Source organism: Streptomyces sp. DT224 (genome assembly GCF_049844595.1).
GTDB lineage: Bacteria > Actinomycetota > Actinomycetes > Streptomycetales > Streptomycetaceae > Streptomyces.
On record NZ_JBNCLI010000003.1, the window covers coordinates 153083 to 174969 of the forward strand.

22 protein-coding genes and 2 pseudogenes are annotated in these 21887 nt (G+C 71.4%); 9 read left to right on the forward strand and 15 right to left on the reverse strand.

The genetic code is table 11. The annotated features are described in order from the left end of the window. Positions 1 to 380 precede the first annotated feature (380 nt). Positions 381 to 1529 (reverse strand): tRNA dihydrouridine synthase DusB, encoded by a 1149-nt coding sequence (gene dusB / locus ACLQ2N_RS07860; RefSeq protein ID WP_425810467.1) that lies wholly within the window; start codon positions 1527 to 1529, stop codon positions 381 to 383. A gap of 141 nt (positions 1530 to 1670) precedes the next feature. On the opposite strand from dusB, the gene bla reads away from it, so the two are divergent. After that, positions 1671 to 2597: a class A beta-lactamase gene (gene bla, locus ACLQ2N_RS07865; protein WP_425810469.1), complete on the forward strand. Its 927-nt coding sequence runs from the start codon at positions 1671 to 1673 to the stop codon at positions 2595 to 2597. Positions 2598 to 2612: 15 nt separating this feature from the next. Beyond that, positions 2613 to 4094: an MFS transporter gene (locus tag ACLQ2N_RS07870; protein ID WP_425810471.1), complete on the forward strand. Its 1482-nt coding sequence runs from the start codon at positions 2613 to 2615 to the stop codon at positions 4092 to 4094. On the opposite strand, the gene ACLQ2N_RS07875 is transcribed toward ACLQ2N_RS07870, so the two are convergent. Further along, positions 4064 to 4954 carry a helix-turn-helix domain-containing protein gene (locus ACLQ2N_RS07875; RefSeq protein ID WP_425810473.1) on the reverse strand — a complete coding sequence of 297 codons (891 nt, stop codon included), beginning with the start codon at positions 4952 to 4954 and terminating at the stop codon, positions 4064 to 4066. The genes ACLQ2N_RS07870 and ACLQ2N_RS07875 overlap by 31 nt on opposite strands. A 112-nt stretch (positions 4955 to 5066) precedes the next feature. On the opposite strand from ACLQ2N_RS07875, the gene ACLQ2N_RS07880 reads away from it, so the two are divergent. Next, entirely contained in the window at positions 5067 to 6539 is a 1473-nt protein-coding gene (locus tag ACLQ2N_RS07880; protein WP_425810475.1) for an MFS transporter, read from the forward strand. A 79-nt stretch (positions 6540 to 6618) separates the two neighbouring features. Here the strand turns inward: ACLQ2N_RS07880 and ACLQ2N_RS07885 are convergent, their stop codons facing one another. Next, positions 6619 to 6849 (reverse strand): DUF6243 family protein, encoded by a 231-nt coding sequence (locus ACLQ2N_RS07885; protein WP_425810477.1) that lies wholly within the window; start codon positions 6847 to 6849, stop codon positions 6619 to 6621. Between the two features lie 244 nt (positions 6850 to 7093). Next, positions 7094 to 8476, reverse strand: a complete 1383-nt coding sequence (locus ACLQ2N_RS07890) for a glycine--tRNA ligase (protein WP_425810479.1) — start codon at positions 8474 to 8476, stop codon at positions 7094 to 7096. 143 nt (positions 8477 to 8619) lie between these two features. Here ACLQ2N_RS07890 and ACLQ2N_RS07895 point away from each other — a divergent pair, with 143 nt between their 5' ends. The 4 genes from ACLQ2N_RS07895 (at position 8620) to ACLQ2N_RS07910 (ending at position 11826) form a co-directional block, all read left to right on the forward strand. Next, positions 8620 to 9573, forward strand: a complete 954-nt coding sequence (locus ACLQ2N_RS07895; protein ID WP_425810481.1) for a metal ABC transporter substrate-binding protein — start codon at positions 8620 to 8622, stop codon at positions 9571 to 9573. Positions 9574 to 9647: 74 nt separating this feature from the next. After that, on the forward strand, positions 9648 to 10430 hold the full coding sequence (locus ACLQ2N_RS07900) for a metal ABC transporter ATP-binding protein (protein WP_425811310.1): 783 nt from the start codon (positions 9648 to 9650) through the stop codon (positions 10428 to 10430). Between the two features lie 2 nt (positions 10431 to 10432). After that, positions 10433 to 11326 (forward strand): metal ABC transporter permease, encoded by an 894-nt coding sequence (locus ACLQ2N_RS07905; RefSeq protein ID WP_425810483.1) that lies wholly within the window; start codon positions 10433 to 10435, stop codon positions 11324 to 11326. Positions 11327 to 11391: 65 nt separating this feature from the next. Next, a complete protein-coding gene (locus ACLQ2N_RS07910; RefSeq protein WP_425810485.1) occupies positions 11392 to 11826 on the forward strand; it encodes a Fur family transcriptional regulator in 435 nt (144 codons plus the stop codon). A 39-nt stretch (positions 11827 to 11865) separates the two neighbouring features. Here ACLQ2N_RS07910 and ACLQ2N_RS07915 read toward each other — a convergent pair whose 3' ends face one another. The 6 genes and pseudogenes from ACLQ2N_RS07915 to leuA all read right to left on the reverse strand — a co-directional run bounded on the left by ACLQ2N_RS07915 (position 11866) and on the right by leuA (position 16507). Beyond that, complete coding sequence (locus tag ACLQ2N_RS07915) at positions 11866 to 12684, reverse strand: isoprenyl transferase (RefSeq protein ID WP_073965271.1); 819 nt, start codon at positions 12682 to 12684, stop codon at positions 11866 to 11868. Between the two features lie 19 nt (positions 12685 to 12703). Further along, positions 12704 to 13450, reverse strand: coding sequence for a DNA repair protein RecO (gene recO / locus ACLQ2N_RS07920; protein ID WP_425810487.1), 747 nt, complete (start codon positions 13448 to 13450; stop codon positions 12704 to 12706). Between the two features lie 60 nt (positions 13451 to 13510). Continuing rightward, positions 13511 to 13633, reverse strand: a pseudogene (locus tag ACLQ2N_RS07925) (DNA-binding response regulator); the annotation flags it as partial. After that, a pseudogene (locus ACLQ2N_RS07930) lies at positions 13615 to 13776 on the reverse strand (MMPL family transporter); the annotation flags it as partial. The pseudogenes ACLQ2N_RS07925 and ACLQ2N_RS07930, both read right to left, overlap by 19 nt. Before the next feature lie 57 nt (positions 13777 to 13833). After that, positions 13834 to 14511, reverse strand: coding sequence for a TerB family tellurite resistance protein (locus tag ACLQ2N_RS07935; protein ID WP_425810489.1), 678 nt, complete (start codon positions 14509 to 14511; stop codon positions 13834 to 13836). 208 nt (positions 14512 to 14719) lie between these two features. Further along, complete coding sequence (leuA, locus tag ACLQ2N_RS07940) at positions 14720 to 16507, reverse strand: 2-isopropylmalate synthase (RefSeq protein ID WP_425810491.1); 1788 nt, start codon at positions 16505 to 16507, stop codon at positions 14720 to 14722. Between the two features lie 315 nt (positions 16508 to 16822). On the opposite strand from leuA, the gene ACLQ2N_RS07945 reads away from it, so the two are divergent. Then, complete coding sequence (locus ACLQ2N_RS07945) at positions 16823 to 17908, forward strand: M4 family metallopeptidase (protein WP_425810493.1); 1086 nt, start codon at positions 16823 to 16825, stop codon at positions 17906 to 17908. Positions 17909 to 17918: 10 nt separating this feature from the next. Next, a complete protein-coding gene (locus ACLQ2N_RS07950) occupies positions 17919 to 18185 on the forward strand; it encodes a protealysin inhibitor emfourin (RefSeq protein ID WP_425810495.1) in 267 nt (88 codons plus the stop codon). A gap of 65 nt (positions 18186 to 18250) precedes the next feature. Here the strand turns inward: ACLQ2N_RS07950 and era are convergent, their stop codons facing one another. The 5 genes from era to ybeY all read right to left on the reverse strand — a co-directional run bounded on the left by era (position 18251) and on the right by ybeY (position 21880). Continuing rightward, complete coding sequence (era, locus tag ACLQ2N_RS07955; protein ID WP_425810497.1) at positions 18251 to 19225, reverse strand: GTPase Era; 975 nt, start codon at positions 19223 to 19225, stop codon at positions 18251 to 18253. A gap of 92 nt (positions 19226 to 19317) precedes the next feature. Then, a complete protein-coding gene (locus ACLQ2N_RS07960) occupies positions 19318 to 19680 on the reverse strand; it encodes a cytidine deaminase (RefSeq protein ID WP_018103262.1) in 363 nt (120 codons plus the stop codon). A gap of 60 nt (positions 19681 to 19740) precedes the next feature. Continuing rightward, on the reverse strand, positions 19741 to 20094 hold the full coding sequence (locus ACLQ2N_RS07965) for an MmcQ/YjbR family DNA-binding protein (RefSeq protein WP_425810499.1): 354 nt from the start codon (positions 20092 to 20094) through the stop codon (positions 19741 to 19743). Then, positions 20091 to 21386 (reverse strand): hemolysin family protein, encoded by a 1296-nt coding sequence (locus ACLQ2N_RS07970; protein ID WP_425810501.1) that lies wholly within the window; start codon positions 21384 to 21386, stop codon positions 20091 to 20093. Before ACLQ2N_RS07970 ends, ACLQ2N_RS07965 begins: the two co-directional genes overlap by 4 nt. Beyond that, complete coding sequence (gene ybeY, locus ACLQ2N_RS07975; RefSeq protein ID WP_425810503.1) at positions 21383 to 21880, reverse strand: rRNA maturation RNase YbeY; 498 nt, start codon at positions 21878 to 21880, stop codon at positions 21383 to 21385. The genes ACLQ2N_RS07970 and ybeY overlap by 4 nt, the downstream gene beginning before the upstream one ends. Positions 21881 to 21887: the final 7 nt, after the last annotated feature.

Consider the following 21887-nt stretch of genomic DNA (forward strand, 5'->3'; position numbering starts at 1 on the left):
CGGCGAGGAACATACCCAGATCGAAGGTGTCTGGGTACGTCCACTTGCGCGTCGTGCGGCCGTAACCACCCGTCCGCCAGCAGATCGAAAGTCGGCCGCCCGGAAGCCCTCCCGAAGGGCGTGTTCAGGAGTCGTACGCAGGATGACGCAGCGCCCACCGGATCCCCGGATTCGGTGGCTGAAAGTGATCGACGCGTCGATCGATCAAAGTAAGGGCATCTGGCACTCAGTGCCACCCTTTGAGAAATGCAGACCCGGATTTCGCGCTCATTTGAGCGCCACCACTCTCAAGGTGGCGAGAATCACTCGATCGGAGGCCCGCTCACCTGAGCGAAAATGCGGATGGGGGCACTGAGTGCCCCCATCCGCCGGCCGCCTTCTCAGCCGCCGGACGTGTCCAGCTCCGCGTCGGCGCCGACGCCCGCGCAGTCGTACGGGTCCTTCAGCCAGCCGTCCGGGAGGGCCACCCGGTTGTTGCCCGAGGTGCGCCCGCGCGGTCCGTCGGCGCCGTCCGGCCAGGGCTGGTCGAGGTCCAGCTCCTGGAGCTGGGAGCCCAGCTCCTCCAGCGAGGAGGTGATCGCCAGCTTCTTGCGCATCTCGGAGCCCACCGCGAAGCCCTTGAGGTACCAGGCGACGTGCTTGCGGAAGTCGATCACGCCCCGCGACTCGTCGCCGATCCACTCCCCCAGCAGCGTCGCGTGCCGCAGCATCACGTCGGCGACGGTGCGCAGGGTGGGCGCCTGCCGCGCCTCCGTCCCCTCGAACGCGCTGACCAGGTCGCCGAAGAGCCAGGGGCGGCCCAGGCAGCCGCGCCCCACGACCACGCCGTCGCAGCCGGTCTCGCGCATCATGCGCAGGGCGTCGTCCGCGCACCAGATGTCGCCGTTGCCGAGCACCGGGATCTCCGGGACGTGCTCCTTGAGCCGGGCGATGGCGTCCCAGTCGGCGGTGCCGCCGTAGTGCTGGGCGGTGGTCCTGCCGTGCAGGGCGACCGCCGTGACGCCCTCCTCGACGGCGATCCGGCCGGCGTCCAGGTAGGTCAGGTGGTCGTCGTCGATGCCCTTGCGCATCTTGATCGTGACGGGCAGGTCCCCGGCCCGGGAGACCGCCTCGTGCAGGATCGCGCGCAGCAGGGGCCGCTTGTACGGGAGGGCCGAGCCGCCGCCCTTGCGGGTGACCTTGGGGACCGGGCAGCCGAAGTTCAGGTCGATGTGGTCGGCGAGGTTCTCGTCGACGATCATGCTGACCGCCTTGCCGACCGTGTCCGGGTCCACTCCGTACAGCTGGATCGAGCGCGGGGTCTCGCTCGCGTCGAAGTGGATGAGCTGCATGGTCTTCTCGTTGCGCTCGACCAGGGCCCTCGTCGTGATCATCTCGCTGACGAACAGCCCCTTGCCGCCCGAGAACTCCCGGCACAGCGTGCGGAAGGGGGCGTTGGTGATGCCGGCCATGGGCGCGAGGACCACCGGCGGCTGCACGGTGTGGGGGCCGATGCGGAGCAGTGAGGGCGAGGGGGCGAGCGTGGTCATGGCCCCATTGTCCCGTACCCCGCGGACTGCTCCGGAGGCGGTCGCGCCCCGCCGGGACGGGGGGAGGAGGGAGCGCTGTCCGACCCCCGCCGTAGCGTGGGGATTCCGGCGACGAGCCGGTGGACGAAGGAGAGGAAGCTCATGACGACCCCCATGTCCCGCTTAACCCTTGGCTCCCCCGGCCGTCGACGGCTGCTCGCGCTCGGTGGCGCCGGTGCCGCCGGGGCGTTGCTCCTCGGCGCGGGCCCCGCCCGCGCGGCGGCCGGCCCCACGACGGCCCGGCTGCGCGAGCTGGAGCGGACGCACGGCGCCCGCGTCGGCGCGTTCGCGTACAACGTGGCCACCGGGGTCGCGGTGCGCCACCGGGCCGACGAGCGCTTCCCGATGCTGTCGACGTTCAAGACGCTCGCCGCGGCGGCCGTCCTGCGGGATCTGGACCGGGACGGCGAGGTGCTGGAGAAGGTGGTCCACTACACCAAGGCGGACTGCGTCTCGGATTCGCCGGTCACCGACACCCCGGAGCACATCGCGAGCGGGCTGAGCATCGCCCGGCTCTGCGACGCCGCCATCGGGGACAGCGACAACACCGCGGGCAATCTGCTGCTGCGCGAGCTCGGCGGCCCGCATGCCGTCACCCGCTTCACCCGTTCCCTGGGCGACCGGGCGACCCGGCTGGACCGCTGGGAGCCCGACCTGAATTCCGCCGAGCCCGGCCGGGTCACGGACACCACGACCCCCGCGGCGATCGCCCGCGACTACGCCCGGCTCGTCCTGGGGAACGTGCTGGAGCCCCGGGACCGGGAGCTGCTGACCCACTGGCTGCTGAACTGCCGGACGAGCGGTACGCGGTTCCGGGCCGGGCTGCCGCCGGAGTGGACGGTCGCCGACAAGACGGGCGGCGGCTCGTACGCCTCGTGCAACGACGTGGGCGTCGCGTGGACGCAGGAAGGCGCGCCGGTGGTCCTGGCGGTGCTGACGACGAAGCCGGCGGGCGCTTCCGGCGCGGCGGGCGACCACCCGCTGGTGCGGGACGCGGCGAAAATCCTGGCGGCGGCAGTCGTTAGTTAGGCGTACTATCGATGGATGCCTGACCTCAGTCACCGACGTCGGATGCTGGTGCTGGCGATCTGCTGCATGAGCCTGTTGATCGTCAGTCTCGACACCACCGCCCTGAATGTCGCCCTGCCCGTCATGCGCCGGGAACTGGACGCGAGCGTCGCGGGGATGCAGTGGACGATCGACGCGTACACGCTCGTCCTCGCATCCCTGCTGATGCTCGCCGGTTCCACCGCCGACCGGATCGGCCGGCGGAAGGTCTTCATGGCCGGCCTGGTCCTGTTCACCCTGGGTTCGGCGCTGTGCTCGCTGGCGCCGAACCTGGAGGCTCTGATCGCCTTCCGGATGGTGCAGGCCGTGGGCGGCTCGATGCTCAACCCGGTCGCGATGTCGATCATCACCAACACCTTCACCGACCCCCGCGAGCGCGCCCGCGCGATCGGCGTCTGGGGCGGGGTCGTCGGCATCTCCATGGCGGCGGGTCCGGTGGTCGGCGGCGGTCTGGTCGACTCCGTCGGCTGGCGGTCGATCTTCTGGGTCAACCTCCCGGTGGGCCTCGCCGCCCTGTTCCTGACCTGGCGTTACGTCCCCGAGTCGCGCGCCCGGCGGGCCCGCCGCCCGGACCCGCTGGGCCAGGTCCTGGTGATCACGCTGCTGGGCTCGCTGACGTACGCGATCATCGAGGCCCCGCAGAAGGGGTGGACCTCCGGCGAGATCCTGCTCTTCGCGGGGCTCGCGGCGGCGGCCCTGGCGGGGCTGCTGGTGTACGAGCCCCGGCGCGCCGATCCGCTGATCGACCTGCGGTTCTTCCACAGCGTCCCGTTCAGCGGTGCGACGGTCATCGCGGTCTGCGCCTTCGCCGCGCTCGGCGGCTTCCTCTTCCTCAACACGCTCTACCTCCAGGACGTCCGGGGCCTGAGCGCGCTGGACGCCGGTCTCTACACGCTGCCCATGGCGGCCGTGGTGTGCCTGCTCTCGCCGCTGTCCGGGCGGCTCGTGGCCAGTCGCGGGCCGCGCGTACCGCTGCTGGTCGCGGGCGGTGCGATGGCGGTGAGCGGGCTGATGCTGGCGGCGTTCGACGCGGAGACCGGGACGGTCTCGATGTTCGCCGCGTATGTGCTGTTCGGCCTGGGCTTCGGCTCGGTGAACGCGCCCATCACCAACACCGCCGTCTCCGGCATGCCCCGCTCCCAGGCGGGTGTCGCGGCGGCCGTCGCCTCCACCAGCCGGCAGATCGGGCAGACTCTCGGGGTCGCCGTGATCGGCGCGGTCCTGGCGGCGGGCATGGCGGACCCGGGCGGGTCGGACGGCTTCGTGGCGGCGAGCAGGCCGGGCTGGTGGATCGTCACCGGCTGCGGGCTCGCCGTTCTGCTGGTCGGCGCCCTGAGCAGCGGCCGGTGGGCCCGTTCCACCGCCCGCCGGACGGCGGAACGGCTGGCGGAACCGGTGGCCGGGGACGTGGCCGCCGCGCCGGCCGCTCAGTCCTCGGCGGCGCGCACCAGTTCCTGAAGGCGCGCCAGCCGCTCGTACGTCTCGTCGTCGCGGGGCGCGTAGCTGACCAGGCGCGGCCCGGCCGAGGGGCCGAGCCAGAGGTCGGTGGCCTCCACCCGGAGCAGCCCCACCCAGGCGTTGCGGAAGACCTTGGCCCGGCTGCCGGCCCCGACGACCTCGTGCCGGGCCCAGTTCTCGCGGAACTCCTCCGAGGCCGCCTCCAGGCGCCCCAGCAGCTCCTTCCATGCGGGCTCGGCGAGGTGTTCGGCCATCGCCGCGCGGAACTTGGCGGTGATGTAGCGGGTCACCTCCGCGGTGTCCATGACGGAGGAGCGCCACTGCTCGTTGGTGTGGGCGAGCAGCATGACGTTGCGGTCCTCGGGCGCGACCGCCTCCAGGTCGCAGAGCAGCCGCCCGTAGGTGCGGTTGTGGGCGAGGATGTCGTACCGGCTGTTCTGCACGCAGGCGGGGATCGGCTCCAGCTGCCGCAGCATGGTCCGCAGCGCCGGGGTGAGGTGCGGGCACTCCGCGCCGGGGGCCGGGTCGATGGCCGCCGCGAGCGAGAAGAGGTGGCTGCGCTCGCTGCGGTCCAGGAGGAGGGCGCGGGCGAGGGCGTCGAGGACCTGGGGCGATACCTGGATGTCCCGGGCCTGTTCGAGCCAGGTGTACCAGGTGACGCCGACGGCGGAGAGCTGGGCGACCTCCTCGCGGCGCAGCCCCGGCGTGCGCCGGCGGCGGCCCCGGACGAGGCCGACCTGCTCGGGGGTGATCCGTTCGCGGCGGCTGCGCAGGAAGTTCGCCAGCTCGTGCCGCCGGATGTCGGGCTCGCTCCCGCCGGGGGCGGCCGTCTGCGTCGTAGGCGTCGCCATCGTCGTCATTCCTCCAGGGTGCGGGCCCGGCACGGGCACCGGGCGGCCGGTGCCTGGTGGTACTTGTACCAGGATAAGGACACTCTGGTACCAGGCTGCGGGCGGAGCGATGGTCGGTGGCGTGAGTGAATCCTCTGTACGGACGACAACGGCAAGCGCCACCGCCTCCCCGGTGGTGCGGCACGACCATCCCGCCCCGGTGCTCGGCGCGCTGGGGCTGTTCACCGTGCTGCTGGGCGCGGCCCTCCCCCTCATCGACTTCTTCATCGTCAACGTGGCCCTGCCCACCATCGACCACGACCTGGCGGCGGGCCCCGCCCTGCTGGAACTGGTCGTCGCGGGTTACGGGCTCGCCTACGCCGTGCTGCTCGTCCTCGGCGGGCGGCTCGGTGACATGGCCGGCCGGCGCCGGCTCTTCCTGGCCGGGATCGCGGCCTTCGGGCTCACCTCGCTGGCCTGCGGGCTCGCCCCGACCGCCTGGACCCTGGTCGGGGCGCGGGTGGCCCAGGGCGCCTCGGCCGCGCTGATGCTGCCGCAGGTCCTCGCCACCATCCAGGCGGCCACCTCCGGCCACCGCAGGGCCCGGGCGATGAGCCTGTACGGGGCGACGGCCGGGCTCTCCATGGTCGCGGGCCAGATCCTGGGCGGGGCGCTGGTCGCCGCCGCGCCGCTCTCCTCGGTGTTCGGCGAGAGCGCGGGCTGGCGGTCGGTGTTTCTGGTCAACGTGCCCGTCGCGGCGATCGGTCTGGTGCTGGCGGCGCGCGCGGTCCCGGAGACGCGGGCGGACCGGCCCGCGCCCGTCGACGTACCGGGCACGCTGCTGCTCGCGGTGTCGCTGCTGACGCTGCTGGCCCCGCTCACCGAGGGACGGGCGGCAGGCTGGCCGCTGTGGACCTGGGTGTCCCTCGCGCTGTTCCCGTTCGCGGCGGCGGCGTTCTACCGGGTGGAGCGGCGGGCGGACCGGCGCGGGCTCGTCCCGCTGGTACCGCCGAGCCTGCTGCGCCTGGAGTCGCTGCGGCGCGGTCTCGCCCTCGTGGTGCCGTTCTCGGTGGGCTTCGGCGGCTTCATGTTCGTCATCGCGGTCGCGCTCCAGCAGGGCCTGGAGCTCGGCCCGGCGCGGTCCGGCCTGTCGATGGCCCCGATGGCGGTGGCCTTCTTCGTGGCGTCGCTGGCCGGTCCCCGGCTGGTACGGCGCTACGGCAGCCGGGTCGTGACGGCCGGCGGGCTGATCCAGGCGGCGGGCGTGGCGGTGCTCGCCCTCACCGTGTGGCGGGGCTGGCCGGACCTCGGCATGGCGGGCCTGCTGCCGGGCATGGCGGTCGCCGGTTTCGGCCAGGGCCTCCAGCTGCCCGTCATCTTCCGCATCATCCTGTCGGACGTGCCGCCGGACCGGGCCGGGGTCGGCGGCGGTGTCATGACGACGACCCAGCAGGCGACGCTGACGCTGGGGGTGGCGACGCTCGGCTCGCTGTTCCTGGCCCTGGTGCCGGGGTCGGGGATGCGGGACGCCCTGATCGTGACGCTGCTCGTCCAGCTGGCGGCGGTGGCCCTGACCACCGCGCTGAGCCTGCGGCTGCCGCGCACGGTGGGGTAGGGCGGCAGCCGACAGCACGACGGCCCCGGCGGACGGACCTGGTGGTCGGTCCGCCGGGGCCTCAGGCCGTGCGCGGGCGTCAGCTCTGGGCCGGGGCCTCCGGCTCCGCGGCCGGCGCGTCGGCTTCCGCGGTGTCGGGCTGCTCGGTGCCGGCGGCCCGCTCCCGCATCTTGCGGAGCAGCTCCTGCTTCTGGTCGGCGGCCGTCCTGCGGTCGGCCTCGCGGGCGGGGCCGGCGCCCTGGGCCCCGTTGCGGGACAGCTTCTTGCGCTGTCCGCCGACGCCGAGGAGGTTGTTGCGGCTCTTGGCCATGGGGTTCTCCCAATGTGTGGTCTCGGTGAGGTCTCTGGCGACCTCGGATCGATCCGGGGGGCGGCGGGTGGTCGGGCCCGCCGCGCTCTCACTCGTAGATCTGGAAGAACGCATACATGGGCGCGACGTTACCCACACCGGACGCCCGCCTCACCCGGTTTTCCGCCTCCGGTCCCCCGGACGCACGGGGCCCCCGGTTCCGCGGCGGGCGCGGAACCGGGGGCCCCGGTCGGCGGTGCGGGCGTCAGCAGCCGAGCAGACGGGAGGCGAGGTAGCCCTGGATCTGGTCCAGGGAGACGCGCTCCTGCTTCATCGTGTCGCGCTCGCGGACGGTGACCGCGTTGTCGTCGAGGGTGTCGAAGTCGACGGTGACGCAGAACGGCGTGCCGATCTCGTCCTGGCGGCGGTAGCGGCGGCCGATGGCGCCGGCGTCGTCGAACTCGATGTTCCAGTTCTGCCGGAGGTCGGCCGCGAGGCCCTTGGCCTTCGGCGAGAGCTGCGGGTTGCGGGAGAGCGGGAGGACCGCGACCTTGACCGGCGCCAGACGCGGGTCGAGGCGCATCACGGCGCGCTTCTCCATGACGCCCTTGGCGTTCGGCGCCTCGTCCTCGCTGTACGCGTCGAGGAGGAAGGCCAGCAGCGAGCGGCCGACACCGGCCGCGGGCTCGATGACGTACGGGGTGTAGCGCTCGCCCTTCTCCTGGTCGAAGAAGGAGAGGTCCGTGCCCGACGCCTTGGAGTGGGCGGTGAGGTCGTAGTCGGTGCGGTTGGCGACGCCCTCCAGCTCGCCCCACTCGCTGCCGCCGAAGCGGAAGCGGTACTCGATGTCAGCGGTGCGCTTGGAGTAGTGGGAGAGCTTCTCCTGCGGGTGCTCGAACCACCGCATGTTCTCCTCGCGCAGGCCGAGACCGGTGTACCAGTTCCAGCGCTGCTCCATCCAGTACTCCTGCCACTGCTCGTCCTCGCCCGGCTTGACGAAGAACTCCATCTCCATCTGCTCGAACTCGCGCGTGCGGAAGATGAAGTTGCCCGGAGTGATCTCGTTGCGGAAGGACTTGCCCATCTGCGCGATGCCGAACGGGGGCTTCTTGCGCGCGGTGGTCAGCACCTGGGAGAAGTTGGTGAAGATGCCCTGGGCGGTCTCGGGGCGCAGATAGGCGACCGAGCCGGAGTCCTGGGTCGGGCCGAGGTGCGTGGAGAGCAGGCCGGAGAACTGCTTGGGCTCGGTGAAGGTGCCTTTGTTGCCGCAGTTGGGGCAGTTGAGGTCGGCGAGGCCGTTCGCGGGCGCCTTGCCGTGCTTCTCCTCGTACGCCTCCTCCAGGTGGTCCGCGCGGTAGCGCTTGTGGCAGGAGGTGCACTCGGTCAGCGGGTCCGAGAACGTGGCGACGTGGCCGGAGGCGACCCACACCTCGGGGGCCAGGATGACCGACGAGTCGATGCCGACGACGTCCTCGCGGGAGGTGACCATGTAGCGCCACCACTGGCGCTTCAGGTTCTCCTTGAGCTCGACGCCCAGCGGCCCGTAGTCCCAGGCGGCCTTCTGACCACCGTAGATCTCGCTGCAGGGGTAGACGAAGCCACGGCGCTTGCTCAGGCTGACGATGGTGTCGATCTTGTCGGCGGCCACGGTGCTCTCTTCATTACGACGGAACGGGCGGGCGAAGAGCCCAGATTACCGGCGGCGCCTCCCCTTCGATCAAATCGGTACCGGTCCCGTTCACGAACCCCGCTTGTTGACAATCGTTTCCACTTTTGTTGAAAATGAGTGTCATGAACATACGCCGCCTCATACCGGCCGCCGCCGTCACCGGCGCGGTCGCCCTCGGCCTCACCGCCGTGACCGCCTGCTCGTCGTCCGGCACCTCCGACCACAAGAGCGACGGCCGGCTGGACGTGGTGGCGTCCTTCTATCCGATGCAGTTCCTGGCCGAGCGCATAGGCGGCGACCACGTCTCGGTCACCACGCTCACCAAGCCCAACATGGAGCCCCACGACCTGGAGCTGAGCCCCCGGCAGACCGGCAGGCTCAGCGACGCGGACCTCATCCTCTACCTCAAGGGCCTCCAGCCCGCCGTCGACGAGGCGATCAAGCAGTCCGGCGCCTCCCACACCCTGGACGCCGCGACGCTGACCTCGCTGGAGGACCACGGCACCGAGACCGGCGGCGAGGAGCACGGCCACGAGCACGAGGGCGACGAGGCCGGCGCCGACCCGCACATCTGGCTGGACCCGGTGAAGTACACCGAGGTCGCCAAGGGCGTCGGCAGGTCCCTGGAGAAGACCGACCCGGACCACGCGGCGGACTACCGCAAGAACACCGACGCCCTGGTCAAGGAGCTGGGCGCGCTCGACATCGCGTACCGGACCGGGCTCAGGAACACCGCGACGAAGACGTTCATCACCACGCACTCCGCCTTCGGCTACCTCGCCGAGCGCTACGGACTCACCCAGGAGGGCATCGCCGGCATCGACCCCGAGGCCGAGCCCAGCCCCGCCCGCATCGGCGCCCTGCACTCCATCGCCGAGGAGAAGAAGGTCACCACCGTCTTCTTCGAGACGCTCGCCAGTGACAAGACGGCGAAGACCGTCGCCCGCGACACCGGCCTGAAGACCGACGTCCTGGACCCGCTGGAGGGAATCACCGACAGCTCCAAGGGCGATGACTACATCGAGGTCATGAAGTCCAACCTCACCGCTCTGCGCACGGCACTCGGCGCGAAGTGAGCGACGACCCCACCGCACCCGACGGCCCCACCGCACCCGTCGGCCCGAACCGCGCAGCAGCACCGGAGGCGCTCATGCCCGAGCCCCAGCACCCCACCAGCGAACCCGTGATCGCCGTACGCGACGCCACCGCCGTCCTGGGCGCGCGCCCCGTACTGCGCGGCGTCGACCTGACCGTGCGCCGGGGCGAGGTCGTCGCCCTGCTCGGCGCCAACGGCTCCGGCAAGTCCACCGCCGTCCGCTCCGTCATCGGCCAGGTCCCCCTGACCGGCGGCGCCGTCGAGCTCTTCGGCACTCCGCTGCGCCGCTTCCGCGACTGGGCCCGGGTCGGCTACGTACCGCAGCGCACCACGGCGGCCGGCGGCGTGCCCGCCACGATCCGCGAGGTCGTCTCCGCCGGGCGGCTCTCCCGCACCCGCCTCGGCATCCCCCGCAAGGCGGACCGCGCCGCCGTCGACCGCGCCATCGAGCTCGTCGGCCTCGCCGACCGGGCGAAGGACTCGGTGAACGCCCTCTCCGGCGGCCAGCACCAGCGGGTGCTCATCGCCCGCGCGCTCGCCGCCGAACCCGAGCTCCTGATCATGGACGAGCCGATGGCGGGCGTGGACCTGGCCAGCCAGGAGATCCTGGCCGCCACCCTGCGCGAGCAGGTCGCCGCCGGCACCACCGTGCTCCTCGTCCTGCACGAGCTGGGCCCGCTGGAGCCCCTGATCGACCGGGCGGTCGTCCTGCGCGACGGCTGCGTGCTGCACGACGGGCCGCCCCCGAAGGCCGTCGGCCAGCACGCCCTGCCCGGCCACGACCACGTACACCCCCACGCGGCTTCCGAGCCCGTCCGGACGGGACTGCTGAGCTGACCATGGAATTCCTCGACCCTCCCTTCATGCAGCGGGCCCTGCTCGCCGCCGTACTGGTCGGCGTCATCGCGCCCGCCGTCGGCATCTACCTCGTGCAGCGCCGGCAGGCCCTGATGGGCGACGGCATCGGCCACATCGCGATGACCGGCGTCGGCCTCGGCTTCCTGCTCTCCACCAGCCCGGTCTGGATGGCCACCGCCGTCGCCGTCGCGGGCGCGGTCGTCATGGAGCTGATCCGCTGGTACGGCCGCACCCGGGGCGACATCGCGCTGGCCATGCTCTTCTACGGCGGCATGGCGGGCGGTGTCCTGCTGATCAACCTCTCCGACACCGGCTCGAACGCCAACCTGACCTCGTACCTCTTCGGTTCGCTGTCCACGGTCTCCTCCGAGGACATCACCGCGATCTCGCTGCTCGCCGCGTTCGTGCTGCTGGTGACGGTGGGGCTGCGGCGGCAGCTGTTCGCCGTCAGCCAGGACGAGGAGTTCGCCCGGGTGACCGGCCTGCCGGTGCGGATGCTGAACCTGCTCGTCGCGGTCACCGCCGCCGTGACCGTCACGGTCGCGATGCGGGTCGTGGGGCTGCTGCTGGTCAGCGCCCTGATGGTGGTCCCGGTCGCCGCCGCGCAGCAGATCACCCGGTCCTTCAAGGTGACGTTCGTGCTCTCCGTCGTCATCGGCGTCGGCGTCACCCTGTCCGGCACCATCACCTCGTACTACCAGGACGTCCCGCCCGGCGCGACGATCGTGCTGCTGGCCATCGGGGTCTTCGTCGTCCTGACGCTGCTCGCCGCCCCGCTCGCCCGCGTCCGCGCCCGGCGCGGCGAGACAGAGGCGGACCGGTGCACCCTGGAAGTACCGGGGGCCCGCCCGGCACCGGACGACGTCCGAGTCTGATCCCCCGGAAGGGGCGGGCTGGCACAATGGCCCGACAGATGTACGGGCGACACGAGGAGGCTCCTGTGGCGACGGCGCCGATCAGTGGTACGAACGCGGCTCCGGTACGCGGCCGCTCGACCCGGCAGCGGGCAGCCGTCGCGGCGGCGCTCGACGAGGTCGATGAGTTCCGCAGCGCCCAGGAGCTGCACGACGTCCTCAAGCACCGGGGGGACTCGGTCGGCCTGACGACCGTCTACCGCACCCTCCAGTCCCTCGCCGACGCCGGCGAGGTGGACGTCCTGCGCACCACGGAGGGCGAGTCCGTCTACCGGCGCTGCTCGACCGGCGAGCACCACCACCACCTGGTGTGCCGCGTGTGCGGCAAGGCGGTCGAGGTCGAGGGGCCCGTGGTCGAGCAGTGGGCGGAGACCATCGCCACGCAGCACGGCTTCGTCAACGTGGCGCACACGGTCGAGGTCTTCGGCACCTGCGCGGACTGCGCGAGCGGCGAGCGGTAGGGAACGGGCCGGCGGGGGCACCCCGGCCGGCCCTTCCGTTCAGCTCCCCGAGGCCGCGACCTCCTCCGCGCCGCCGAACCGGCGGTCGCGCTGGGCGAATTCCAGACAGGCGCGCCACAGGTCGCGGCGGTCGAAGTCCGGCCACAGCACGTCCTGGAAGACCATCTCGGCGTACGCGCTCTGCCAGATCAGGTAGTTCGAGGTGCGCTGTTCGCCGCTGGGCCGCACGAACAGGTCCACGTCCGGCATGTCCGGGTAGTAGATGTACTTCGCGAACGTCTTCTCGTTGACCTTCGAGGGGTCGAGCCGCCCGGCGGCGACGTCCTGCGCGATCCGCTGCGCCGCGTCCGCGATCTCGGCCCGGCCGCCGTAGTTGACGCAGAAGTACAGCGTCATCCTGTCGTTGTCCTTGGTCTGCTCCTGGGCGACCTGGAGCTCCTGGACGACGGACTTCCACAGCTTGGGCATGCGGCCCACCCAGCGGATGCGGATGCCGAGTTCGTCCATCTCGTCACGGCGGCGGCGGATGACGTCCCGGTTGAAGTTCATCAGGAACTTCACCTCCTCCGGGGACCGCTTCCAGTTCTCCGTCGAGAAGGCGTACAGCGAGAGGTTCTTGACGCCCATCTCGATGCAGCCCTTGAGCACGTCCATGACGACGCCCTCGCCGACCTTGTGCCCCTCGGTGCGCGGCAGACCGCGCTCCTTCGCCCAGCGGCCGTTGCCGTCCATCACGATGGCGACGTGCTTGGGCACCAGCTCACCGGGGATCTTCGGGGGCACGGCACCGGACGGGTGCGGCTCCGGGGTCTTGTAGTCGCGCCGGTTACGGCCGCCGAGCATCCCGCGTACTGCCATGAGCTTCAGTCTCCCTGTGTCACTTCTCTACGTACCGCAGTGAACGCAGCCCGCGCTCCAGATGCCAGTGCAGATACGCGGACACCAGCCCGCTCCCCTCCCTGACATGACGCGCCTCGCACGCGTCCGCCGTCTCCCAGTCGCCGGTGAGCAGGGCGCTCAGCAGGGCGACGGCCTCAGCCGAGGGTACGACGCTGCCGGGCACCCGGCAGTCGCCGCATACGACCCCGCCCGCCGCCACCGAGAAGAAACGGTTCGGTCCCGGCAGCCCGCAGCGGGCGCAGTCGTCGAAGCTGGGGGCGTAGCCGTTGACCGCGAGGGAACGCAGCAGGAAGGCGTCCAGGATGAGATGCGGCTCGTGCTCGCCCCGGGCCAGCGTGCGCAGCCCGCCCACCAGCAGCAGGTACTGCTGGACCGCGGGTTCGCCCTCGTGGTCGGTGAAGCGCTCGGCGGTCTCCAGCATCGCGGTCCCGGCGGTGTAGCGCCCGTAGTCGGTGACGATCCCGCCGCCGTACGGGGCGATCGTCTCGCTCTGGGTGCACAGCGGCAGCCCGCGCCCGACCAGCTCGCTGCCGCGCGCGAAGAACTGCACGTCCACGTGGGAGAACGGTTCGAGGCGGGCCCCGAACTTCGACTTGGTGCGCCGCACACCGCGCGCGACGGCCCGCACCCGGCCGTGGCCCCGGGTCAGCAGCGTGATGATCCGGTCGGCCTCGCCCAGCTTCTGCGTGCGCAGCACCACGCCGTCGTCCCGGAACAAGCTCATGCGTCCCATTGTCCGGTACGCCACCGACACCCGGGGCCCGCCCCCGGGCGGCGGACCCCGTCAGCCTCCCCTGGCGGGCACCACGAGCCCCGATTCGTAGGCGGCGATGACCAGCTGGGCCCGGTCCCGCGCGCCCAGTTTGCCCATGGTCCGGCTGACGGGGGTCTTGGCGGTGAGCGGTGCCCAGGGGCGAGCGGCCGGAAGACGCGGCGGCCCAGCGGGACCAGGACGGCCGGCAGCAGCGTCAGCATGGCCAGGAGGGCGCACAGCACGCCGACGGCGGCGATCGGGCCCCTGCCCCGGCTGCTGGCGAGATCGGCCGCCAGTGCCGCGTCAGCCAAGGTTCGCCCCGTCGGGGCGGGGGAACTTCGTCGCGCCGGAGATCAGGAGGGCGTACGCGCCGCCTCGGCGAGCAGCCGGGCGGTGTCCTCGGCGCACAGCCTCAGCGCCCCGCCGACGGTGGTCAGCACCTCGCGCTCGGCGGTGCTGTACGCGCCGTCCGCGAGGGCGATCCGGGCGCCCTGGAGCAGAATCGATTCGCGTCCGGTGGGGGCGAGGTGCGGGGCGAGCGGTTCCAGCGCCTCGTGCAGTTCGATGGCGAGGGCCGCGCCGCACGCCTCGGCCGCCGGGTCGAACGCGGAGCCCTGGCCGATGTCGGCGGACAGTACCTCGACCACGGTGGCGAGCTGTTCGGGCGTGCAGTCCTCGAACCCGGCGCCGCGCACGGTCTCGGCGGCGCTCTCCAGGACCGTACGGGAGGTGCTGCCGCCGGCCGCGAGGACGCCGAGGGCCACGGTGTGCACGGCGTCCCTGAGCATCGCGGAGAACCGGGTGGTGGTGGGGTGGTCGAGCGCTTCCGGGTCGAAGTGCTGGTGGCAGGCGGCGCACTCGGCCACCGGGTCCGTGGTGCCGCGCCGCAGCAGGGGCACGCCCAGCACGGCGAAGCGGCGACGGCCGGTAAGGAGGCGGTAGTTGCGGTCACCGCCGCAGCCGGGGCAGAAGAACTCCCCGTCGCCGGTGGTGTCCCACAGCGTACGGATGCCGCAGATACGCAGCTTCATGGCGCGTTGTCCCAGGGCTGACCGCACGTCGCACACCTCCGTAACACTCCGGCAACACTGCCGTGTCGACGTGATGTTAACCACATCACCGTTGTGCCGTCAGCACCCCGCCCGTCACAACCGTCCGGAGAATGGCCGAACCCCGCCCCCCGAAGCGGGTGGGCGGGGTTCGCGGACCGTACGGCTGCGGGCCCTTCCGGGCGCCGGGTCAGCGGGTGGCGCGGTTGACGGCCGAGACGACCGCCTTCAGCGAGGCGCGGGTGGTGTTGGCGTCGATGCCGATGCCCCACAGCACCTTTCCGTCGATGGCGCACTCGATGTACGAGGCGGCCTGCGCGCTCGCGCCCTCGCTCATGGTGTGCTCGGTGTAGTCCAGCAGCCGGGCGTCGATGCCGATGGCCTGCAGCGCTTCGAAGAACGCCGAGATCGGGCCGTTGCCGGTGCCGGTCAGCACGGTGTCCGTGCCGTCCACGGTCGCCTCGACGGTGATCGTGTCACGGCCGTCGGAGCCGGTCGTGCTCTGGCCGGAGCGGATCTGGACGCGTCCCCAGGCGTTCTGCGGGTTGGGCAGGTACTCGTCCTGGAAGACGCTCCAGATCTGCGTCGGCGTGACCTCGCCGCCCTCGGCGTCGGTCTTGGCCTGAATGATCCGGGAGAACTCGATCTGCATCCGGCGGGGCAGGTCCAGCTTGTGGTCGTTCTTCAGGACGTACGCGATGCCGCCCTTGCCGGACTGCGAGTTGACCCGGATGACCGCCTCGTAGGAGCGGCCGACGTCCTTCGGGTCGATCGGCAGGTAGGGCACGGCCCACTCGATGTCGTCCACGGTCTTGCCCAGGGCGGCCGCGTCGGCCTCCATGGCGTCGAAGCCCTTCTTGATGGCGTCCTGGTGGGAGCCGGAGAAGGCGGTGTAGACCAGGTCGCCCGCGTAGGGGTGGCGCGGGTGGACCTCCATCTGGTTGCAGTACTCGCTGGTGCGGCGGATCTCGTCGATCTGCGAGAAGTCGATCTGCGGGTCGACGCCCTGCGAGAACAGGTTCATGCCCAGCGTCACCAGGTCGACGTTGCCGGTGCGCTCGCCCTGGCCGAACAGGCAGCCCTCGATGCGGTCCGCCCCGGCCATCAGGGCCAGTTCGGCGGCGGCGACAGCGGTGCCGCGGTCGTTGTGCGGGTGGACGGACAGGCAGACGAACTCGCGCCGCGACAGGTTGCGCGACATCCACTCGAACCGGTCCGCGTGCGTGGACGGCGTCGAACGCTCCACGGTGGCGGGCAGGTTGAGGATGATCTCGCGGCCCTCCTCGGGCTGCCAGACGTCACAGACCGCCTCGCAGACCTCCAGGGCGAAGTCCAGCTCGGTGTCGGTGAAGATCTCGGGGCTGTACTGGTAGCCGAAGACCGTCTCCTCGCCCAGGATCTTGTCGGCGTACTCCATGACCAGCCGGGTGCCGTCCACCGCGATCTGCTTGACCTCCTCGCGGGAGCCGCGGAAGACCACGCGGCGGAAGGTCGGGGCGGTCGCGTTGTACAGGTGGACGGTGGCCCGTCGAGCACCGACCAGTGATTCGACGGTCCGCTCGATCAGTTCCTCGCGGGCCTGCGTCAGGACGGAGATCGTCACGTCCTCGGGGATCGCGCCCTCTTCGATGATGGAGCGGACGAAGGCGAAATCGGTCTCGCCGGAGGACGGGAAGCCGACCTCGATCTCCTTGTACCCCATGCGTACGAGCAGGTCGAACATCTCGCGCTTACGGGCCGGCGACATCGGGTCGATCAGGGCCTGGTTACCGTCGCGCAGGTCGGTGGAGAGCCAGCGCGGCGCCTTGGTGATCCGCTTCTCGGGCCAGGTGCGGTCGGGGATGTCGACGGCCTCGTAGCGGCCGTACTTGTGGACCGGCATCCCGGACGGCTTCTGCAGCACCGTGGCGTTGGTGATCGGCGTGGGGCGGCCGACGGCGTGCGATGCGGGGGTCTGGGCGGGGTTCACTTCGGTCATGGCGCAGGGCTCCTCGGGTGTCCTTCTCCGGGACGGCCGACTGTGTTACTGCAACACCAGACTCCGCGGGGAGGGGGTCGGCCTCGACTACAGGCCCTCGCCGCGGCAGCTAAGAAGAAGCAGCCCGAAACGCATGATGCGTCGAGACTAGCCGAGGGGCGCCCGAGACGTGGGTGTCGTATCAGTATGCGGGATCGGCGCCCACGCTTGCCGGTCGCGAACGACTTAAACACCCAACAGTGACCAATCACTCCATTTCATCAACCGCGGTTGCAAGCAGTGACATTGCACTCACGGACTGCCACAGTCGTGTGTATGCAGCCTCTTTCACAGCAGGGGTTCCACCCCGTCTTCTGCACCATCGTCCCGCCCCACGTCCTCGACAAGCTGTCCCAGTCCGACGACCCCGTCCTCGCCGATCCGGCCCGCCGCACGCTGGAGTCCGACGCGGCCCGCCGGACCCGCCGCCAGGTGACGACCGTCTCCCGGCCCACCGCCCCCGCCGAGCCGGACGACGAGGGCACCGCCAAGCCCGACCGCACCCTCTACGACTGCCGCCACGGCACGGACCTGCCGGGCACCAAGGTCCGCGGCGAGGGCGAGAAGCCCACGAAGGACGCCAGCGTCAACCGCGCGTACGCGGGCCTCGGCGCCACGTTCGACCTCCTGCTCACCGCCTACGGCCGGCGCTCCATCGACGGCCGCGGACTGCCGCTGATCGGGTCCGTCCACTACGACGAGAAGTACAACAACGCCTTCTGGGACGGCGAACAGATGGTCTTCGGAGACGGGGACGGGGAGATCTTCCTCGACTTCACCGTCGCCCTCGACGTGATCGCCCACGAACTGGCCCACGGGCTCACGCAGTACACGGCCAACCTGAGCTACTACGGCCAGTCCGGGGCGCTCAACGAGTCGGTCTCGGACGTCTTCGGCTCCCTCGTGAAGCAGTACTCGCTGGGCCAGACCGCCGACCAGGCGGACTGGCTGATCGGCGAGGGGCTGCTCGCGCCCCGGGTCCAGGGCGTGGCGCTGCGCTCGATGAAGGCACCCGGCACGGCGTACGACGACGACGTGCTCGGCAAGGACCCGCAGCCGGCGTCCATGGACGACTACGTCCACACCGGCGACGACAACGGCGGGGTCCACCTCAACTCCGGCATCCCCAACCGCGCGTTCTACCTCCTGGCGACCGCGCTGGGCGGCAACTCCTGGGAGCGGGCGGGCCAGCTCTGGTTCGATGTGCTCACAGGTGGTGAACTGGCGGTCGACGCGGACTTCGCGGACTTCGCCCGGCTGACCGTGGCGGCGGCGCGCAGCCGCTTCGGCGAGGGCGACGAGGTGGAGGCCGTTCTCAAGGCGTGGTCGGAGGTGGGCGTTCCGACCGACCAGGAGAGGTAGGGACGCACGCATGCGGATCCAGGTGAGCAGGACCGGCGGCTTCGCCGGCATCGCGCGCCACCGCGAGATCGACACCGCCGGACGGGCCGACGCCCAGGAGTGGGAGGCCCTGGCCGGATCGGCGCTCGCCGACGGCCAGGGCGCGGCGCCCCGGGGCGTCCCGGACGGCTTCAGCTACCGGATAACGGTCGACGGCAGGACCGTGCACTGCGCGGACCCCCGCCTGACCGAGGCGCAGCGCGCCCTGATCTCACGCGTCCTGAAGGAGGGCGCGTGAGACGGGACGGCGGCTGAAGGGGACCGCGGTCGCGCCGGCCTCCGGCCTCCGGTCCGCGGTGCCGCTCAGAACCCGAGCTTCCGCAGCTGTTTCGGGTCGCGCTGCCAGTCCTTGGCGACCTTGACGTGCAGGTCGAGGTAGACGGGGGTGCCGAGCAGGGCCTCGATGTGCTTGCGGGACTTGGTGCCGACGTCCTTCAGCCGCTTGCCCTTCGGGCCGATGATGATGCCCTTCTGGCTGGGGCGCTCGATGTAGACGTTGGCGTGGATGTCCAGCAGCGGCTTGTCCGCCGGCCGGTCCTCGCGCGGCAGCATCTCCTCCACGACGACGGCGATGGAGTGCGGCAGCTCGTCGCGTACGCCTTCGAGCGCGGCCTCGCGGATCAGCTCCGCGACCATCACCATCTCCGGCTCGTCGGTGAGGTCGCCCTCGGGGTAGAGCGGCGGGCTCTCGGGCAGGAGCGGGGCGATCAGGTCGGAGAGCAGGTCGACCTGCTGGTCCTTGACGGCCGAGACCGGGATGATCTCCGCCCACTCGAAGCCGAGCTCCTCGCCGAGCCGGGAGACGGCCAGCAGCTGTTCGGCCAGCTGCTTCGACTCGACCAGGTCGGTCTTGGTGATGATCGCGATCTTGGGCGTCTTCCTGATGCCCGCGAGCTCCTTGACGATGTACTTGTCGCCGGGGCCGAGCTTCTGGTCGGCGGGCAGGCAGAAGCCGATCACGTCGACCTCGGCCCAGGTGGTGCGCACGACGTCGTTCAGCCGCTCGCCCAGCAGGGTGCGCGGCTTGTGGAGTCCGGGGGTGTCGACCAGGATCAGCTGGGCGTCCGGCCGGTGCACGATGCCGCGCACGGTGTGCCGGGTCGTCTGCGGACGGTTGGAGGTGATGGCCACCTTCCGCCCGACCAGAGCGTTCGTCAGGGTGGACTTGCCCGCGTTGGGGCGGCCCACGAAGCAGGCGAAGCCGGCCCGGTGGGGGGCGGGGTTCTCGGCCTGCCGCGCGGCGGCTTCAGGGTTAGGTCGAACGCTCATGGCGCCCATTGTCCCCGATCCCGGGAGCTGCGGGGCACCGAGGCGTCCCCCACGGCCTCCGGGCCCGGTCCGGACGGCCCCGGGCCCGCCCCGTACGGCGGTCAGCCGGCCGTGACGCTGAGCCGCAGCTGCCCGTCCGGCCCGGCGAGCAGCACCGGCGTGCCGGCCCCGCCCAGGTCCCGTACGGCGGCCCGGTCCTCGTCGGAGGGGGCGTCCGCCTCAGAGACGATCGCGGCGGCCTCCAGGGACTTCGCCCCGCTGGCCACCGCCATCGCGACGGCCGTCCGCAGCGCGCTGAGCTTCAGCGACTCCAGCTCCACGGTCCCCGCCACATAGGTGCGTCCGGTCTCGTCCCGGACGGCCGCGCCCTCGGGGACGCCGTTGCGGGCGCGGGCGCTGCGCGCCAGGGTGACGATCTTGCGGTCCTCGGCGCCGAGGTCGGTGGTGCCGGTGCTCTCAGTCATGTGCCGAGCATACGAAGCCCGGCACGGGCCGGGGCGGGTGGGAGGCCCCGCCGACGCGGCCTACCGACGGTCCAGCCGCAGCCGCTCCGCCTTCGGGAGGCCGGCCACCACCAGGTCGTAGCTGTCCTCGATGAGCTCGCGCAGCTTCGCGTCGGGCAGTCCGGAGACGGTGACGGTGTTCCAGTGGCGCTTGTTCATGTGCCAGCCGGGCTCCACCGCCTCGTACTCCTCGCGCAGCCGCACCGCCTCGTCGGGGTCGCACTTGAGGTTCACCGTCAGCGGCCGGGCGTCCAGCGCGCTGAGCGCGAACATCTTGCCGAGCACCTTGAAGACGGACGCCTCGGGCCCGAACGGGAACTCCTCGACGCTTGCGTTGAAGCCCAGGCAGAAGGCCCTCAGCTGCTGCGGGGTCATTCCGGCGTCTCCTCCTCGTCGGGAGCCACCGGCTCCACCAGTACCGTGACGATCTTGTTGCGCCGGCCCGCCGGGGACTCCGCGGTCAGCCGCAGCCGCCGCCCGTCGGGCAGTTCGACCTCGGAGGACGCGCCGGCGATCGGGACCCGGCCCAGCGCCTTCGCGAGGAGGCCGCCGACGGTCTCGACGTCCTCGTCGTCGTACTCGTCGAGGCCGAACAGCTCGCCGAGGTCGCCGATGTCGAGCCGGGCGGTCACCCGGAAGCAGCCGTTCTCCAGCTCCTGGACGGGCGGCAGCTCGCGGTCGTACTCGTCGGTGATCTCGCCGACGATCTCCTCCAGGATGTCCTCGATGGTGACGATGCCCGCCGTGCCGCCGTACTCGTCGATGACGACGGCGACGTGGCTGCGTTCCTGCTGCATCTCGCGCAGCAGGTCTCCGGCGTTCTTGGTGTCGGGCACGAACGCGGCCGGGCGCATCGCCGTGGAGACCGGGTCGGCCTCCGAGTCCCGGTTGATGTGCGTCTTGCGGACCAGGTCCTTGAGGTAGACGATCCCGACGATGTCGTCCTCGTTCTCGCCGGTGACCGGAATGCGCGAGAAGCCGGAGCGCAGCGCGAGGGTGAGCGCCTGACGGATCGTCTTGTAGCGCTCGATGCAGACGAGGTCGGTGCGCGGGACCATCACCTCGCGGACGAGCGTGTCGCCGAGCTCGAAGACGGAGTGCACCATGCGGCGCTCCTCGTCCTCGATCAGCGACTCCTGCTCGGCGAGGTCCACCATGGCCCGCAGTTCGGCCTCGCTGGCGAACGGGCCCTTGCGGAACCCCTTGCCGGGGGTCAGCGCGTTGCCGATGAGGATCAGCAGCTGCGGGATCGGCCCCATGATCCGGGCCAGCGGCAGCAGCACGTACGCCGACGCGGTCGCCGTGTTCAGCGGGTGCTGGCGGCCGATGGTGCGCGGCGAGACGCCGATCGCGACGTAGGAGACGAGGACCATCACGCCGATGGCGACGGTCAGCGCCTCCCAGGTCTCCGGGAACTCCTTCAGGCAGGCGTACGTGACGAGCACCCCGGCGGCCATCTCGCAGGCGACCCGCACCAGCAGGGCGACGTTGAGATAACGCGTCGGGTCGGCCGCGACCTGTTCCAGCTTGGCGCTGCCGCGCCGGCCCGAGCGGACCGCCTCGGCGGCCCGGAAGCTCGACGTACGGGCGATGCCCGCCTCGGCGCAGGCGGCCAGCCAGCCCACGACGACCAGCAGGACGACGCCGAAGATCAGGGGCAGGCTCACGAGACGGTCGGGGCGGGGGACGGACCGGTCAGCCCGCGCTCACCGCGCCAGCCGTCCACGATGGCCGCCTGGAGGCCGAACATCTCGGCCTTCTCGTCCGGCTCCTCGTGGTCGTAACCCAGCAGGTGCAGCACCCCGTGGACGGTGAGCAGCTGGAGCTCCTCGTCCATGGAGTGCCCGGTCTCGGCTTCCTCGCCCTGCCTCTTGGCGACCTCGGGGCAGAGCACGATGTCACCGAGGAGCCCCTGCGGGGGCTCCTCGTCGTCCTTGGCCGGCGGACGCAGCTCGTCCATCGGGAAGGACATGACATCGGTCGGGCCCGGGAGGTCCATCCACTGGATGTGCAGCTGCTCCATGGCCGCGGAGTCCACCACGATCACCGAGAGCTCGGAGAGCGGGTGGATCCGCATGCGCGCGAGCGCGTAGCGGGCGATGTCGAGGATCGCCTGCTCGTCGACCTCGGTTCCGGACTCGTTGTTGACGTCGATCGACATGGTGCGC

Coding starts and splice junctions, on each gene's coding strand:
- dusB (WP_425810467.1), bottom strand. CDS start 1,529: ATGACCACGCTCGCCCCCTCGCCCTCACTGCTCCGCATCGGCCCCCAC.
- bla (WP_425810469.1), top strand. CDS start 1,671: ATGACGACCCCCATGTCCCGCTTAACCCTTGGCTCCCCCGGCCGTCGA.
- ACLQ2N_RS07870 (WP_425810471.1), top strand. CDS start 2,613: ATGCCTGACCTCAGTCACCGACGTCGGATGCTGGTGCTGGCGATCTGC.
- ACLQ2N_RS07875 (WP_425810473.1), bottom strand. CDS start 4,954: ATGACGACGATGGCGACGCCTACGACGCAGACGGCCGCCCCCGGCGGG.
- ACLQ2N_RS07885 (WP_425810477.1), bottom strand. CDS start 6,849: ATGGCCAAGAGCCGCAACAACCTCCTCGGCGTCGGCGGACAGCGCAAG.
- ACLQ2N_RS07895 (WP_425810481.1), top strand. CDS start 8,620: ATGAACATACGCCGCCTCATACCGGCCGCCGCCGTCACCGGCGCGGTC.
- ACLQ2N_RS07900 (WP_425811310.1), top strand. CDS start 9,648: ATGCCCGAGCCCCAGCACCCCACCAGCGAACCCGTGATCGCCGTACGC.
- ACLQ2N_RS07905 (WP_425810483.1), top strand. CDS start 10,433: ATGGAATTCCTCGACCCTCCCTTCATGCAGCGGGCCCTGCTCGCCGCC.
- ACLQ2N_RS07915 (WP_073965271.1), bottom strand. CDS start 12,684: ATGGCAGTACGCGGGATGCTCGGCGGCCGTAACCGGCGCGACTACAAG.
- recO (WP_425810487.1), bottom strand. CDS start 13,450: ATGAGCTTGTTCCGGGACGACGGCGTGGTGCTGCGCACGCAGAAGCTG.
- ACLQ2N_RS07935 (WP_425810489.1), bottom strand. CDS start 14,511: ATGAAGCTGCGTATCTGCGGCATCCGTACGCTGTGGGACACCACCGGC.
- leuA (WP_425810491.1), bottom strand. CDS start 16,507: ATGACCGAAGTGAACCCCGCCCAGACCCCCGCATCGCACGCCGTCGGC.
- ACLQ2N_RS07945 (WP_425810493.1), top strand. CDS start 16,823: ATGCAGCCTCTTTCACAGCAGGGGTTCCACCCCGTCTTCTGCACCATC.
- ACLQ2N_RS07950 (WP_425810495.1), top strand. CDS start 17,919: ATGCGGATCCAGGTGAGCAGGACCGGCGGCTTCGCCGGCATCGCGCGC.
- era (WP_425810497.1), bottom strand. CDS start 19,225: ATGGGCGCCATGAGCGTTCGACCTAACCCTGAAGCCGCCGCGCGGCAG.
- ACLQ2N_RS07960 (WP_018103262.1), bottom strand. CDS start 19,680: ATGACTGAGAGCACCGGCACCACCGACCTCGGCGCCGAGGACCGCAAG.
- ACLQ2N_RS07965 (WP_425810499.1), bottom strand. CDS start 20,094: ATGACCCCGCAGCAGCTGAGGGCCTTCTGCCTGGGCTTCAACGCAAGC.
- ybeY (WP_425810503.1), bottom strand. CDS start 21,880: ATGTCGATCGACGTCAACAACGAGTCCGGAACCGAGGTCGACGAGCAG.